At 64.8% G+C, this 13,349-nt stretch carries 16 protein-coding genes and 1 riboswitch; of the genes, 8 read left to right on the forward strand and 8 right to left on the reverse strand.

Annotated features, from left to right (window positions below; translation table 11 throughout):
- Positions 1 to 2: 2 nt before the first annotated feature.
- A complete protein-coding gene (gene gcvT, locus WJU21_RS03700) occupies positions 3 to 1,103 on the reverse strand; it encodes a glycine cleavage system aminomethyltransferase GcvT (protein WP_346322028.1) in 1,101 nt (366 codons plus the stop codon).
- Positions 1,104 to 1,267: 164 nt separating this feature from the next.
- A riboswitch (glycine riboswitch) is annotated at positions 1,268 to 1,355 on the reverse strand.
- A 179-nt stretch (positions 1,356 to 1,534) separates the two neighbouring features.
- Here gcvT and WJU21_RS03705 point away from each other — a divergent pair.
- From WJU21_RS03705 to WJU21_RS03715, 3 genes are all read left to right on the forward strand, one after another.
- Positions 1,535 to 1,714, forward strand: coding sequence for a hypothetical protein (locus WJU21_RS03705; protein ID WP_346322029.1), 180 nt, complete (start codon positions 1,535 to 1,537; stop codon positions 1,712 to 1,714).
- A 98-nt stretch (positions 1,715 to 1,812) separates the two neighbouring features.
- Complete coding sequence (locus tag WJU21_RS03710; protein ID WP_346322030.1) at positions 1,813 to 2,946, forward strand: hypothetical protein; 1,134 nt, start codon at positions 1,813 to 1,815, stop codon at positions 2,944 to 2,946.
- Between the two features lie 97 nt (positions 2,947 to 3,043).
- Complete coding sequence (locus WJU21_RS03715; RefSeq protein WP_346322031.1) at positions 3,044 to 3,568, forward strand: hypothetical protein; 525 nt, start codon at positions 3,044 to 3,046, stop codon at positions 3,566 to 3,568.
- 9 nt (positions 3,569 to 3,577) lie between these two features.
- Here the strand turns inward: WJU21_RS03715 and WJU21_RS03720 are convergent, their stop codons facing one another.
- From WJU21_RS03720 to WJU21_RS03730, 3 genes are all read right to left on the reverse strand, one after another.
- Entirely contained in the window at positions 3,578 to 3,886 is a 309-nt protein-coding gene (locus tag WJU21_RS03720) for a UBP-type zinc finger domain-containing protein (RefSeq protein WP_346322032.1), read from the reverse strand.
- Between the two features lie 70 nt (positions 3,887 to 3,956).
- On the reverse strand, positions 3,957 to 4,517 hold the full coding sequence (locus WJU21_RS03725) for an HD-GYP domain-containing protein (RefSeq protein WP_346322033.1): 561 nt from the start codon (positions 4,515 to 4,517) through the stop codon (positions 3,957 to 3,959).
- 159 nt (positions 4,518 to 4,676) lie between these two features.
- Positions 4,677 to 5,549 (reverse strand): acyl-CoA thioesterase II, encoded by an 873-nt coding sequence (locus tag WJU21_RS03730; protein ID WP_346322034.1) that lies wholly within the window; start codon positions 5,547 to 5,549, stop codon positions 4,677 to 4,679.
- Positions 5,550 to 5,743: 194 nt separating this feature from the next.
- Here WJU21_RS03730 and WJU21_RS03735 point away from each other — a divergent pair, with 194 nt between their 5' ends.
- From WJU21_RS03735 to WJU21_RS03745, 3 genes are all read left to right on the forward strand, one after another.
- Positions 5,744 to 7,372, forward strand: a complete 1,629-nt coding sequence (locus tag WJU21_RS03735) for a carbon-nitrogen hydrolase family protein (protein WP_346322035.1) — start codon at positions 5,744 to 5,746, stop codon at positions 7,370 to 7,372.
- Between the two features lie 64 nt (positions 7,373 to 7,436).
- Positions 7,437 to 8,606: a cytochrome P450 gene (locus tag WJU21_RS03740; RefSeq protein ID WP_346322036.1), complete on the forward strand. Its 1,170-nt coding sequence runs from the start codon at positions 7,437 to 7,439 to the stop codon at positions 8,604 to 8,606.
- 4 nt (positions 8,607 to 8,610) lie between these two features.
- Positions 8,611 to 9,474 (forward strand): LLM class F420-dependent oxidoreductase, encoded by an 864-nt coding sequence (locus WJU21_RS03745; RefSeq protein WP_346322037.1) that lies wholly within the window; start codon positions 8,611 to 8,613, stop codon positions 9,472 to 9,474.
- Here WJU21_RS03745 and WJU21_RS03750 read toward each other — a convergent pair.
- The 3 genes from WJU21_RS03750 to WJU21_RS03760 all read right to left on the reverse strand — a co-directional run bounded on the left by WJU21_RS03750 (position 9,469) and on the right by WJU21_RS03760 (position 11,102).
- Positions 9,469 to 10,110, reverse strand: coding sequence for a 2OG-Fe(II) oxygenase family protein (locus WJU21_RS03750; RefSeq protein ID WP_346322038.1), 642 nt, complete (start codon positions 10,108 to 10,110; stop codon positions 9,469 to 9,471). The two genes, WJU21_RS03745 and WJU21_RS03750, sit on opposite strands and share 6 nt — an antisense overlap.
- 65 nt (positions 10,111 to 10,175) lie before the next feature.
- Complete coding sequence (locus WJU21_RS03755) at positions 10,176 to 10,736, reverse strand: hypothetical protein (protein ID WP_346322039.1); 561 nt, start codon at positions 10,734 to 10,736, stop codon at positions 10,176 to 10,178.
- Positions 10,737 to 10,862: 126 nt separating this feature from the next.
- Entirely contained in the window at positions 10,863 to 11,102 is a 240-nt protein-coding gene (locus tag WJU21_RS03760) for a CDGSH iron-sulfur domain-containing protein (protein ID WP_346322040.1), read from the reverse strand.
- Positions 11,103 to 11,245: 143 nt separating this feature from the next.
- On the opposite strand from WJU21_RS03760, the gene thrB reads away from it, so the two are divergent.
- Together thrB and rnhA are read left to right on the forward strand one after the other, a co-directional pair.
- Positions 11,246 to 12,205 carry a homoserine kinase gene (gene thrB / locus WJU21_RS03765; RefSeq protein WP_346322041.1) on the forward strand — a complete coding sequence of 320 codons (960 nt, stop codon included), beginning with the start codon at positions 11,246 to 11,248 and terminating at the stop codon, positions 12,203 to 12,205.
- Positions 12,202 to 12,645 carry a ribonuclease HI gene (gene rnhA, locus WJU21_RS03770; RefSeq protein ID WP_346322042.1) on the forward strand — a complete coding sequence of 148 codons (444 nt, stop codon included), beginning with the start codon at positions 12,202 to 12,204 and terminating at the stop codon, positions 12,643 to 12,645. Before thrB ends, rnhA begins: the two co-directional genes overlap by 4 nt.
- A gap of 67 nt (positions 12,646 to 12,712) precedes the next feature.
- On the opposite strand, the gene WJU21_RS03775 is transcribed toward rnhA, so the two are convergent.
- A complete protein-coding gene (locus WJU21_RS03775; protein ID WP_346322043.1) occupies positions 12,713 to 13,195 on the reverse strand; it encodes a peroxiredoxin in 483 nt (160 codons plus the stop codon).
- Between the last annotated feature and the right edge of the window lie 154 nt (positions 13,196 to 13,349).

Genomic DNA, 13,349 nt, shown 5'->3' on the forward strand with positions numbered 1-13,349 from the left:
TCCTATTTCCAGCCTTTGGGAACGAAGGGAAGCGGCGCGATGCGCGCCGGGTGAACCTTGCCGCGGATGACAAGGCCGATGGCCGTGCCGTCATCGGCGTAATCGGGGGTGACGTAGCCCATGGCGACGGGACCGCCCACGCTCGGCCCGAAGCCGCCCGAGGTGATCTCGCCGATCTCGTTGCTGGTCTCGTCGACGATGATGGTGTGCGCCCGCGCCGGAGCCTTGCCCTCGGGCCGGATGCCGACGCGGATGCGCCGGGGTCCGGCGAACAGCTGCTCCAGGATCGGCTCGGCGCCGAGGAAGCCGCCTTCCAGCTTGCGCCGTTTGCCGATGGTCCAGGTAAGTCCCGCCTCGACCGGCGTGGTGTTCTCGTCCAGGTCGGCACCGTAAAGGCACAGTCCGGCCTCGAGCCGCAGCGAATCCCGCGCGCCCAGACCGGCCGGCATCACCTCGGGCTGGGCAAGCAGCAGCCGGGCCAGCGTCTCGGCGTGTTCCGCCGGCACCGATATTTCCACGCCGTCCTCGCCCGTATAGCCCGAGCGGCTGACCCAGCAGTCGATACCGCCCAGCGTCAGCTCGCGGGCGCTCATGAACGGCATGGCGCCGATATGCGGATCCAGCCGGGCGATGACGTCAACCGCCTTGGGCCCCTGCAGCGCGACCAGCGCCCGGTCGTCCAGCATGACAACGGTGCCCGGCGGCATATGCGCCTGCATGTGGGCGAGATCCCCGCTCTTGCAGCCGGCATTCACCACCACATACAGGTCGGATTCCCGGCGGGTGACCATCAGATCGTCCATGATGCCGCCATGGGCGTTGGTGAACAGGGTATAGCGCTGGCGGCCCACCTTCAGCGCCTCGATGTCGCCGGGCACCAGCCGCTCGAGCGCCTCGATGACGCCCGGCCCCTTCACCAGCACCTGTCCCATATGCGACACGTCGAACAGGGCGGCCGAGGCGCGGCAGTGCAGATGCTCGGCCATGATGCCGGCCGGATAGCGAATCGGCATGTCGTAGCCCGCGAAGCCGCCGAACTCGGCGCCGAGTTCGCGGTGCAGTCCATGGAGCGGGGTGGTGAGCAGCGTTTCCGGAGCGGTCATCGGGTTCCTGACATGTGGGCAAGCCACCCGCGTCCGGATGGACGAAGGCTGCCCCCTCTGTCTTCGGAACCTGAGAGATTTACCGGACTCCCGCCATCGGCGAGGGCCCGAATTACTCCTTCGGTGAGCAGCACCAGGATGGTGCGTCTGCTTTCCAGAGTGCCTGTACCCGTGCGGTCCTTTTGCCTGAAAGTTTCCGGGGCGGTTGCTTCTTCGGCGCCGGCAAGGACCGGTCTCTCCCGCAAGGGCGTGAGGCGTAGCAGGAAGGTAGCAGGCGGCGGGTGGGAGTCAAGGCGGGCCCGCTGTCAGCCGCAGCGAATGCCCAGTCAATTGCGCGCGGTAAGACGGCGCGAGCATACGGGCCAAGGACCATCGGCAGCCATTCGCTCATGCAGACTGGCTCTCCGGCCGCGCGGACCTAAGTTTACAGGATGACAGATCGCCTCACCGCCCTTGAACGCGTATTCGAACTGGCCAGGTCGGGCTCCTGCGATGGGATCGACGCCCTTCGCAAGCAGCTCAAGGCCGAAGGCTATGCCGATACGCAGATCACCGGTCCCACCCTGCTGAAACAGTTGCGCGAACTCTGCGCCGCCGCGCAGAAGCCCTAGGCGCAAGCCTCGGCCCGCGATGTCCCTGCGCGCTGGCGATTGCCCGCCGGTGCGGCTAGGCTTGCGGTAACAGGGGCTGCATTGATTTCGGGGGCATCATGTTTCAGGCATCCACGGAAACCGGCGGACGCGTATCCGCCGTGATGCGGCAGTTCCTTCCCGCCGGCCTCGTCATGGCGGCGGCGCTGATGCTGGCGCTGCCCGCATCGGCAGCGGGCACGGCAGGCGCCGGGGCGCCGGCTGCCGCCAGGGCCTTCGACCTGGGGCCACCCAAGCCCGGCCCGTTCGTGGTCCGCGCCGATTTCGAATTGCACGACGTCAACGCCATCAACGACGTGACGGAAACCTTCGAGCTGGCCGGCGTGCTGACGCTGATCTGGAAGGATCCGCGCCAGGCGTTCGACCCGGTCGCCGCCGGCGTGGACGAAAAGGTCTACCAGGGCGGGTACCAGTTCGCCGAGGTTGCCCCGGGCTGGTATCCGCAGGTGGTGCTGGTCAACGAATCCGGCCTGTACCAGAACAGCGGCGTGGTGCTTCGGGTCAAGCCGGACGGCACCTCGACCCTGATCGAGACAGTGAACGCGGTGGCGAAAGGGGATTTCGACATGCGCCGCTTCCCCTTCGACCGGCAACGCCTGGACGCCGTCTTCGAGGTGCTGGGCTTCGGCGTGGACGAGATCGTGCTGGAGGCCATCCCGGGCGACGCGGATACGCTGACCCGCGGCGTCAAGATTCCGCAATGGCGCATCCTTGGCGGACGCCTGACCTCCGGCAGCCGCCTCGCCACCCATGCCGGCAGTGGCGGCGTCGGCTCGGCCCTGACGGTGAGCGTCGACGTGGAGCGCGAGTCGTTCTATGTGCGGCGGCTGATCACCCTGCCGCTGGTGCTGATCGTGCTGCTGTCGTTCTCGGTGTTCTGGATGGACCGGTCGTCGCTGGGCGACAGGCTGAGCGTGTCGTTCATGGGCATCCTGACCGCCGTCGCCTATCAGATCGTGATGAGCGGGCTGTTGCCGCCAATCTCGTATTTCACCCTGATGCACGGCTTCCTGACCATCAGCTTCCTGATCATGGTCGCCTCGGTGGTGGTCAATCTGGTGGCGGGCCGGCTGGACCAGCTGGGCAAGGCGGCGCTGTCCGACCGCATCGACAAGCGCAGCCGGTGGGCGTTTCCGCTGGTCTATTTCGGCATCATCTTCACCATGCTCGGGGTGACCATGCTGGTTACCTGACGGCCTGGCCGATCAATGCGGGTACTCTGCCCCTTGGCCTCGGTGACCGGCCTGTGACAGGCTGTCCTGTGATCGTCCAGCCACCGGAGGCCAATTCATGAACTGGGACGCAGTAACGGCGCTCGCCGAAGTGGCGGGTGCCGCCGCCGTCGTGATTTCGCTGCTTTATGTCGCGCGGCAGCTCCGGCAGAGCGCCAATTTCACCCGCGCCACCAGCCAGCAGATGCTGATCGACAAGACCACGGACCACAATCGCTGGATTTGCGAGGACCCGCAGCGCATTGAAATCCTGCGCCGCGCCGTGGGCGGATTCCACGACCTGCCGCCGAACGAGCAGCATCTGGTCTACACCGTGTTCTCGGCCTTCCTGACCGGCCTGGAGAATGCCATCTATTTCCGGCAGGCGGGCGTTTGCCCAGATGCGGTCTATGCCATGCAGGAGCGCACGGCCATGCTGATCCTGCGCACCAGGGGCGGCCAGGAATTCTGGGAAAGCGGCCAGTTCCTGATCGGCGACGACGTCCGCCACAAGATCGAGGACCTGCTCAAGCGCAAGGAAGACGGCATGCCGCCGCTGCACATGGTCATGCCTTGGCTGGGCACGGCGTCGGCGACGGCCTGATGAAAAGCGTCAGAGGTAGCGCGGGATCGGGCCGAGTTGCGGCGTCATGTCATCGGTGAGGTCGAGCACCACTTCGTCCACATAGCACCAGCCCCAGCCTTCCGGCGGATCGTAACCTTCGATGACCGGGTGGCCGGTCTGGTGGAAATGGGCGGTCGCATGCCGGTTGGGCGAGTCGTCGCAGCAGCCCACATGTCCGCAGGTGCGGCACAGCCGCAGATGCACCCAGGGCGCGCCAATCTTCAGGCAGTCCTCGCAGCCTTTGGCGCTGGGCGTGACAGGATGGATGGAATCGGCATGGCTGCACGCGTTGGACATCGCAGGCTCCCTGCATCAATCAGGTGAATGGAGCACCGTCCGTACCGCTCGCGTCAAGCCCCGCAAACCGTCAGCCCAAGGCATCGAATGCCTCGCGAACCGCGTCCGAACTTGCACGAAAGACCGCCAGCACCTCTGGATCGAACTTGCCGGCATGAAGCCGGCCGGTGCCGTCGCCCTCCAGGATCATGCCCATGACGTGGTCATGCTGCAGCGCGGCCCGGTACGGCCGGGCCTCACGCAGCGCATGATAGACATCGCAGATGCCGACAATGCGCGCCTCCAGCGGAATTGCCTCCCCCGCCAGTCCATGAGGATAGCCCGAACCGTCCCAGCATTCGTGGTGGTATAGCACTGCGTTGGCCGCCACTTTCAGTGTGATGTCTTCGGAATCGCGCAGGATGTTGAACCCCATCACAGGATGTTGCCGCATCACCGCCCATTCCGCTTCATCGAGCGGTCCCGGCTTGTTGATGATGGCATCCGGTACGACGATCTTGCCGATATCATGCAGGCTCGCGGCATAAGACAGCCTGGCGGAAAGATCGGGGCCCAGCCCCATGCCCCGGCACAACGCCTCGCACACAGCGCTAACGCCCGCATCATGATAGCGAAGCGTGACCGATCGCATGGCCTCCACCGCCGTCAGACAACGTCGAACAGTTGCAGTAACTGTATTCATTGGCCACGCCCTCGCGCGCTTTATGCATTGCCCGCGATGATACACCCGCCCCGGGACGCCCGCCATGCGGCAATGGGAACCGGGGATTGGCAGCCGGTCCGGCCCCCGTTAACCCCGGTAGCGGAACAGGCCTTCCTGCGCCACGGAGGCAACCAGCAGACCCTCGCGGGTATAGACGCTGCCCCGGTTGAATCCGCGGGCGCCCGAGGCGCTGGGGCTGTCCATGTCGTAGAGCAGCCAGTCGTCCATGGTAAACGGATGGTGGAACCACATGGCGTGGTCCAGGCTGGCCGACTGCAGCTTGCCCGACAGCCAGGAAATGCCATGGGGCCGGAAGCAGGTGTCGAGCAGGCTCATGTCGGAGGCATAGGCCAGCATGCACTGGTTCAGCGGCAGGTTGTCGCCCACCGTGTTGCGGGCGCGGAACCAGACCTGCTGATAGGGCGGCGCCTTGACCGGGTCGATGAAATCGTGCCGGCTGACCGGCCGCATCTCGATCGGGCGCGGACGGGCGAAGTGCTTGGCAATGGCCTCGGGGACCTTGTCGATGATCGCCATCCGCAATTCCTCGTCGGTGGGCAGCGACTCAGGCATGGGCACATTGGGCATGTCGAACTGGTGCTCGAAGCCCTCCTCGGGAATCTGGAACGATGCCGCCAGATTGAATATCTGCTTGCCATGCTGGATCGCCACCACGCGCCGCGTCGTGAAGCTCTTGCCGTCGCGCGAGCGGTCGACCTCGTAGATGATCGGCACCTTCGGATCGCCGGGCCGGATGAAGTAGGCATGGAGCGAGTGGCAAATACGGCCTTCCACCGTGCGGTAGGCGGCGGTCAGCGCCTGGCCGATCACCTGCCCGCCGAACACCCGCTGCCAGGTCACGTCCGGACTGATTCCCCGGAACAGATTGACCTCGAGCGGCTCCAGATCGAGCAGGGCGATGACGTCATCGGTGGCTACGCTGTTATTGGCGGTCTTCACGGCGGACTCCGTCATCGGTCGGTTTATCGCGGATTGGTCGCGGTATTATGCGCAGCACCACCCCGCTGTCACGCGATTGCAGGCGGCACCTGACCCGCGTCGCGCGCCGAACGGCGCCGCGGGTCTGGTCGCGCCGGTTTCCATCGCGTCAATCCGGTGCATATAGTGGGGTAGAAAACCAACAAGGAATCTCTATGGCCCGCGCTCCCGCCCCAAAAAAGCCTGCCACCGCCAAGCCCGCGAAACCGCGGGCGGCGGCAAAGAAAAAGCCGTCCGCGCCGCGCGGCGCCTCCGCCAAGCTGGTGGTTCGCAACGCCACGCTCGACGACGTGGGGGCAATCATCGCGCTGGTGCAGCGGGTTTACCCCGACATGCCTCCCTACACGCCGGGCATGGTCCAGGGCCAGATCGTCAACTTTCCCGAAGGCCAGTTCCTGGTGGAATATGACGGCACCGTGGTGGGCTATGCGGCCAGCTTCCGCATCGACGAGACCACGGCGCTGAACCAGCACAGCTGGAGCGTGATTACCGGCGGCGGCTACGGATCGCGGCACGACCCGCACGGCGAGTGGCTGTATGGCATGGAAGTCTGCGTCGACCCGTCGCGGCGGCGTCTGCGCCTGGGCCAGCGGCTGTACGACGAGCGCGAGCGGCTGTGCGAGGCACTGGAGCTGAAGGGCATCGTGTTCGGCGGCCGCATGCCCGGCTGGCAGCGGCGCAGGAAAGCCTATCCGGATCCCATGGACTACGTCGAGGCGGTCAAGGCCCGCCGTGTCGAGGACATGGTGATCTCCTTCCATATCCGCGCCGGATTCGAGCCCATCGGGGTGCTCAGGAATTACCTGGAATCCGACAAGGCCTCGGGCGGATGTGCGACGCATATGGTGTGGCGCAACCCCTATGCACCGCAAGAGAGCAGCCCGCATCATCCGCCGCAGGGACAGAAGGAGGACGTGCGGGTCGCCACCGTGCAGTTCCAGCAGCGCAAGATCGACAGCTTCGAGGAATTCATCGCCAACGTGGAATATTTCGTCGACGTCACGGCCGATTACCGCTGCGACTTCGTGGTGTTTCCCGAACTGTTCACGCTGCAGCTGCTGGCATTCGAGAAGCGCAAGCTGACTCCGGCCGAGGCCCTGGAAACCCTGACCGATTTCACGCCGCGCTTCGTGGCCGCGCTGCGCCAGCTGGCCATCAGCTACAACATCAACATCATCGGCGGCTCGCACCCGACCCGGACCGACGACGGCGACATCCAGAACGTGGCCTATGTGTTCCTGCGCGACGGCTCGGTGCACGCCCAGGAGAAGATTCACCCGACGCCCAACGAGCGGCACTGGTGGAACATCAAGGGCGGCGACAAGGTCGCCACCATCCAGACCGACTGCGGGCCGATCGGCGTGCTGATCTGCTACGATTCCGAATTCCCGGAGCTGGCGCGGCGGCTGGTGGACGAAGGCGCCAAGCTGCTGTTCGTGCCGTTCTGCACCGACAGCCGCCAGGGCTATCTGCGGGTGCGCTATTGCTGCCAGGCACGGGCCATCGAGAACCAGTGCTATGTGGTGATGTCGGGCAATGTGGGCAACCTGCCCAACGTGGACAACATGGACATCCAGTATGCCCAGTCATGCATCCTGACGCCCTGCGACTTCCCGTTCGCCCGCGACGGCATTGCCGCGGAAACGACCGAGAACGTGGAAACCGTGGCGATCGCTGACCTGGACATGACCGACCTGTCGTGGGCCCGCGCCCAGGGCACGGTGCGCAACCTGCGCGACCGGCGCTTCGACCTCTACAAGGTTGTCTGGCATGATGGCGGCTAAAGCAGGAAAGTAGGCGAGGCCGTGCCGGAGAATCCTGCACAGGGTCAGGAACGGGGGAGTCGTTATGAGCTGGAGTCCATTTTCGGAAGAGGTGATGGCCGATCCGGCCAACGGTCATCGCCAATTATTGTCCGCCTGCCCCGTTCATCGATGCGATGAGCTGAACCCGCCGTTCTATACGCTCTCGCTCTATGAGGACGTGGCGAATGCGCTGCAGGACATCGAGACATTCTCGAGCCGGCATGGCCAGGGCCCGGCGTTCCAGGATCCCATCGGCATGCTGTGCGATCCACCGCAGCATTCCTATTTCCGCAAGCTGGTCCAGGGAGCGTTCACGCCGAAAAAGGTGAACGAGCTGCGCGCCCCCGTGGTCGAGCTGACGGCCGGGCTGATCGAGAACGTGCTGCGCGGCCCGGCCGCGTTCGACCTGCACGATGCCATCGCCTTTCCCCTGCCGGTGATCATCATTTCACGGCTGCTTGGCGTGCCCGAGCAAGACCTCGACCGGTTCAAGATGTGGTCGGACATGCAAGTCTCGATCATGGGCGCCAAGGACCCGGCGCCCTATGCCGCCGAACAGGCGGTCTTCCAGTCCTACATGACCGCGCACCTGCTGGGACGCCAGGCCAGGATCGCGGCAGGCGAGGCCGTGCCGGACGACCTGCTGACCCTGGTTGCCAACGCCCGCGACGAGCATGGTAAGTTCGTCCCCCAGTCGGACGCGCTCTCGGTGCTGAACCAGCTTCTGGTGGGCGGCAACGAAACCACCACATCGCTGATCACCAACCTGATGTGGCGCCTGCTGGAGCGGCCGGAGCGATGGAAGATGCTGGTCGAGAACCCCGACCTGATCGATTCCGCCATCGAGGAAAGCCTGCGCTACGACCCCCCGGTGCTGGGCCTGTACCGGAACACCACGCGGGATGTGACCCTGCACGGCCAGACCATTCCCGCCAACAGCAAGGTGCTTATCAATTACGCTGCGGCGAACCGCGATCCGGCGGTGTTCGAGCGGCCGGACGAGTTCGATATCACCCGTCCGCGCAAGCGACACATGGCGTTCGGCCACGGCATCCATTTCTGCATCGGGGCGCCGACCGCCCGTCTCGAGGCGGAAGTAGCGTTGCGGGCGCTGGCCGAGCGGATGCCCGATCTGCGGCTGGTCGATCCGGGCGAGCGCATCGGGCCGTTTTTCCTGTGGGGCCGCCGCAAGCTCCCCGTCGCGTGGAAGTAAGATCATGAAACTCGGGTACTACGCCATCAACACCGGCCCGACCGCCAGGCCGGACACCATTGCCGCCATCCTGCGATGCGCCGAGGACGCCGGCTTCGAATCGGCCTGGACCGGCGAACACGTGGTCGCCATCGACCCGCAGGCGCCGCCCTCGCCCATCCCGCCCGACCTTCCGATCATCGACACGATCGCCTCGCTGGCGTTCGCGGCAGCCGTGACGACACGGCTGAAGCTCGGCTCGGGCATCATCCTGCTGGCCCAGCGCAATCCGGTGATCCTGGCCAAGGAACTGGCGGGCGTGGATGTCCTGTCGAACGGCCGTCTGCTGTTCGGCGTCGGCGTGGGCTATGTCAAAGGCGAGTTCGACGCGATCGGCGTGCCCTACAGCGAGCGAGGCGCCAGGGTCGACGACCACATCGAGGCGATCCGGGCCCTGTGGACCCAGGACCGGCCCAGCTTCGATGGCCGCTTCACGAAATTCGCCAATATCCAGTCAAAGCCCATGCCAGTGCAGACACCGCACCCGCCAATCATCATTGGCGGCATGTCCGAGGCAGGCTATCGGCGCGCCATCCGGCATGGCGACGGCTGGTTCGGCTTCGGCCAGACCGAGGAAGATGTCGCCGCCTCCCTGGCCGGTCTCAAATCGGCTGCGGCCGAGGCAGGCCGGCCGGAACGATTCGATGCGCTCGAAATTTCCGTGACCCCAAGAGGCCCCGTGGACGCCGACAGGATCAGGCGTTTCGAGGATATGGGCGTCCACCGGCTGGTCCTGATGCCGGCCATGAGCGGCGGCAAGGCAGGCAGCCTGGACGGCATACGCCGGTTCATCGAGGATACCGCGCCATTGGCGCCGTCAACCTCATGAGGTCTGGCGGATCGGCTCCTTGAGCCTGAACTTGGCATTGAAGGCGATGGAGATGCGCGAATCGTCCTGTTCGTTCGGATAGACCCAATGCCGAAGATATGACGGAAACAGGTAGATAAGGCCCGCCCGGGGTCGCTTGCGGATCTTGGGCACGAAGTGCGTCGAACCGAGGCCTTCCATCTGGTGGACCGGCCCGCGCGGATCGAGGAATTCGATGCAGCCGCTGCGGCTGTCCGACGGCGAGTCCGGCACCTTGACATAATAGCTGCCCGACCATTCGTAGTCGGGATGGGCGTGCGGCGTATTGTAGGCGCCCGGACCATTGACGTTGATCCAGCCCTGCAGGATGAAGACCCGCTTGCTCAGATCCAGCTTCGGGGCGATCTGCCGTGTCGCCGCAGCGATGGACGAATTGATCTGATCGGCGAGCGCCCGGAACGATGCTTCCGGTCGGCGAAAGAAGTCGGTCGGGGAATGCCAGCCATGCTGGTTGCTCCGCTGCATCCCCTCGTTGTCATGGCGATAGGCTTCGATGTCGCGAATCATCGCCGCGTTGAGGGCCTCGGCGCCATCGATCTCGAACGTGAAGATCGGCGAGGCAAAGCATGGTTCCGCGGCAAGCATGGATGGCGGCATGGTCGTTGTCCCCGGAGGCTTTCAGCCGGCGACCATATTCGGCTGCCGGCAGCAGCGTCTCAAGTCTACTTTCCGGCCCCGCGGGCGACGTTGTAACCGAACTCGCCGCGCTCGAGCTGGAGCCCGATGAGCACCTCCTCATAGGGAACGTCATCGCCCTTCTGCGGCAGCACGGCATTCAGCTTTTCATGGGAAATGACCACGTCGCTCGAGCCGAACGTCAGGCTGGTGTCGTAGACATCCTTCTTGAGAACCTTCTGGTTCTCATCCGCGAGGGCGACGAAATATTTCAACGTCGCGCCTGAATCGGTCGAGGCGGGACCACGCTCGCCGACGATGTCGAAGGTGATCCGGGCATTCACCTGGGTCTGGTCCTTGGGGCTGCTGCAGATAATCTTCAGGTTCGTGACCTCGGCGCGGAGCGCCACGTCACCCGTCTGGCGCCCGTCTCCGGCAAATCGGGTCAACTGACCAGTATAAGCGACGATGCCGACCGGCGGGCAGTGCTGCTTCATGGCCTCGGACATGCCCATGTCGACCTTGCCGCCGAGAATACCGCATCCCGACAGCGCCAGCGCCCCGACCACAACCGCTGCGATCCGCGGCAAACCCATGGAAAACTTCATCAATCCGCCTTTTCGACCGTGTCCGGTTGGTTGGATTGCCCGGCTCCAGGTGATTCACCCGAATGCGGGACAATGATCAATTCTCAGTGCCTGAGCAGCGTGTCCCCTGCGGCGACCGCGGCTGCTCTAGAGTTTGTTGTGCGCGCCGTCGCACTGCGGCGACTTGCCGGTGTGCTTGCAGCCACAGAACCATACCGTCCTGTCCTTCGTCGCCTGATATTCCACCGGCGCGAACTCCGAGCCCTTGTGGCTGCCGTCACAGAACGGCTGTTTGCTGCTCTGCCCGCAGGCGCACCACCAGTAGCTCTTGCCGGCCTTGACGTCGATGCCATAGGGCTCTTTCTGGGCTATGACCGGCTCTGCCATGATGGTATGTCCCTTGCGCTGCTATCAAATGACGCGTCGGAGCGGCATATTAGAGAACGCCAGGGGTCAGGACAAGCGCGCCCGCCCCCGGCTTCCACGATCACCCGCCGGCGAGCCCCTCCAACCCGCGACTGCACCCCATCATGGCCGTTTACACCCACGTCGATGAGGACGCCCTGGCCGATTTCCTGGCCCATTATGACGTAGGCGACGTCGTCGCGTTCAAGGGCATCGCCGAGGGCGTCGAGAACTCCAACTTCCTGCTCCAGACCGAGCGCGGCAGCTACATCCTCACACTCTATGAAAAGCGGGTGAACCGCGACGAGCTGCCATTTTTCCTGGGGTTGATGGGACATCTGGCGAACAAGGGACTGGCCTGCCCCACGCCGATCACGGGCGACGACGGCAAGGCGCTACGAGAGCTGTGCGGCCGTCCGGCGGCGCTGATTTCGTTCTTGCGCGGCCTTTCGGTGGTGCGCCCCTCGCCGGCCCATTGCGCCAGCGTCGGCCGCGGCATGGCCGAGATGCACATGGCCGTGGCGGACTTCGGCATGAGCCGCAACAACGGCCTGGGTCTTGCCGGCTGGCGCCAGCTTGCCAATGCCTGTCGCGATCAGGCCGAGCAGGTGCGCCCCGGCCTGATGAGCATGATCGACGACGAACTGGCATGGCTGGACACGGCATGGCCAAAGGTCCTGCCGTCCGGCGTCATTCACGCCGACCTGTTCCCCGACAATGTATTTTTCATCGGCGAGCAACTTACCGGCCTGATCGATTTCTATTTCGCCTGTAACGACTTCCTGGCCTACGACCTGGCGATTGCCATGAACGCCTGGTGCTTCGAATCCGACCGGTCGTTCAACGCCACCAAGACCCGCCGTCTGCTGGCCGGCTACCAGTCGGTGCGGCCGCTGGAGCCGGCCGAGATCGACGCCCTGCCGGCGCTGGCCCGGGGCGCGGCGCTGCGCTTCCTGCTGACCCGGCTGTATGATTGGGTGAACCAGGTAGAGGGCGCGCTGGTACGGCCCAAGGACCCGTCGGAATATGTCGAGAAGCTGCTGTTCCACCGGCGGGTGAAGAATCCGGGAGAATACGGCCTGTGACGGCGCGGGTGCGAATCCATACGGACGGGGCCTGCTCGGGCAATCCCGGTCCGGGCGGCTGGGGCGCGTTGCTGGAATACAACGGCGCCGAAAAGGAAATCTGGGGCGGCGAGAAGCCGACCACGAACAACCGCATGGAGCTGCTGGGTGCGATCAGGGCGCTGGAGGCGCTGAAGAAGCGCAGCCAGGTCGATCTCTACACCGACAGCATCTATGTGCGGGACGGCATCACCAAATGGATCCACAACTGGAAACGTAACGGCTGGCGCACCGCCGGCAAGAAACCGGTGAAGAATGCCGAGCTGTGGCAGGAACTGGATGCGCTGATCCAGATGCACGATGTCGCCTGGCACTGGGTGAAGGGCCACGCCGGCCACCTAGAGAACGAGCGGGCCGACGAACTGGCGCGCAGGGGACTGGAAGAGATCAGGTGGGCTTAGCCGGGGCCACCTGAAACCAACAAAAAGGGGCGCCGAAGCGCCCCTTTTCATTGCCCGTAAGCAATACTCAGAGCTGACCCAGGGCCACTTCGGCGCTGGAGTTCTGGAAGGCGCCGCCCTCTTCCGTGTTGAGATGCGTCACCACGCCGTCCTCGGCGATCAGCGAGAAGCGCTGCGAGCGGTGGCCGAGGCCCAGGCCGCTGAGGTCCAATTCAAGGCCCAGCTCCTTGGTGAAGTTGCCGCTGCCGTCAGCCAGCATCAGCACCTTCTCGCCCACATTCTGGTCCTTGCCCCAGGCATTCATCACGAACACGTCGTTCACCGCCATGCAGGCGATGACATCCGCGCCCTTGGCCTTGATGGCGTCGGCATTCTGCACGAAGCCCGGCAGATGCTTGGCCGAGCAGGTCGGGGTGAACGCGCCGGGAACGGCGAACAGCACCACCTTCTTGCCGCCGAACAGCTCGGACGTCGAGATCGGGGCCGGACCCTTCTCGGTCATCTGGGTCAATGTACCCTCGGGAATCTTGTCACCAACTTTGATCGTCATGGGAATCTCCCTGTTCCTGCCATATCTCGGAATTTCGTCGCCGCCGGTCGGCGGCAGCGGGCGGGATCATAGCAGCAGCACCACCCGAATTGCATGGGGGAATTCACGCCGAGCCGACCGGTTACACGCCCGCGCCGAATAGGGCTATAATAGC

The organism is Emcibacter sp. SYSU 3D8 (assembly GCF_039655875.1).
Classification (GTDB): Bacteria; Pseudomonadota; Alphaproteobacteria; order SMXS01; family SMXS01; genus RI-34.

Coding starts and splice junctions, on each gene's coding strand:
- gcvT (WP_346322028.1), bottom strand. CDS start 1,103: ATGACCGCTCCGGAAACGCTGCTCACCACCCCGCTCCATGGACTGCAC.
- WJU21_RS03705 (WP_346322029.1), top strand. CDS start 1,535: ATGACAGATCGCCTCACCGCCCTTGAACGCGTATTCGAACTGGCCAGG.
- WJU21_RS03710 (WP_346322030.1), top strand. CDS start 1,813: ATGTTTCAGGCATCCACGGAAACCGGCGGACGCGTATCCGCCGTGATG.
- WJU21_RS03715 (WP_346322031.1), top strand. CDS start 3,044: ATGAACTGGGACGCAGTAACGGCGCTCGCCGAAGTGGCGGGTGCCGCC.
- WJU21_RS03720 (WP_346322032.1), bottom strand. CDS start 3,886: ATGTCCAACGCGTGCAGCCATGCCGATTCCATCCATCCTGTCACGCCC.
- WJU21_RS03725 (WP_346322033.1), bottom strand. CDS start 4,517: ATGCGATCGGTCACGCTTCGCTATCATGATGCGGGCGTTAGCGCTGTG.
- WJU21_RS03735 (WP_346322035.1), top strand. CDS start 5,744: ATGGCCCGCGCTCCCGCCCCAAAAAAGCCTGCCACCGCCAAGCCCGCG.
- WJU21_RS03740 (WP_346322036.1), top strand. CDS start 7,437: ATGAGCTGGAGTCCATTTTCGGAAGAGGTGATGGCCGATCCGGCCAAC.
- WJU21_RS03745 (WP_346322037.1), top strand. CDS start 8,611: ATGAAACTCGGGTACTACGCCATCAACACCGGCCCGACCGCCAGGCCG.
- WJU21_RS03750 (WP_346322038.1), bottom strand. CDS start 10,110: ATGCCGCCATCCATGCTTGCCGCGGAACCATGCTTTGCCTCGCCGATC.
- WJU21_RS03755 (WP_346322039.1), bottom strand. CDS start 10,736: ATGAAGTTTTCCATGGGTTTGCCGCGGATCGCAGCGGTTGTGGTCGGG.
- WJU21_RS03760 (WP_346322040.1), bottom strand. CDS start 11,102: ATGGCAGAGCCGGTCATAGCCCAGAAAGAGCCCTATGGCATCGACGTC.
- thrB (WP_346322041.1), top strand. CDS start 11,246: ATGGCCGTTTACACCCACGTCGATGAGGACGCCCTGGCCGATTTCCTG.
- WJU21_RS03775 (WP_346322043.1), bottom strand. CDS start 13,195: ATGACGATCAAAGTTGGTGACAAGATTCCCGAGGGTACATTGACCCAG.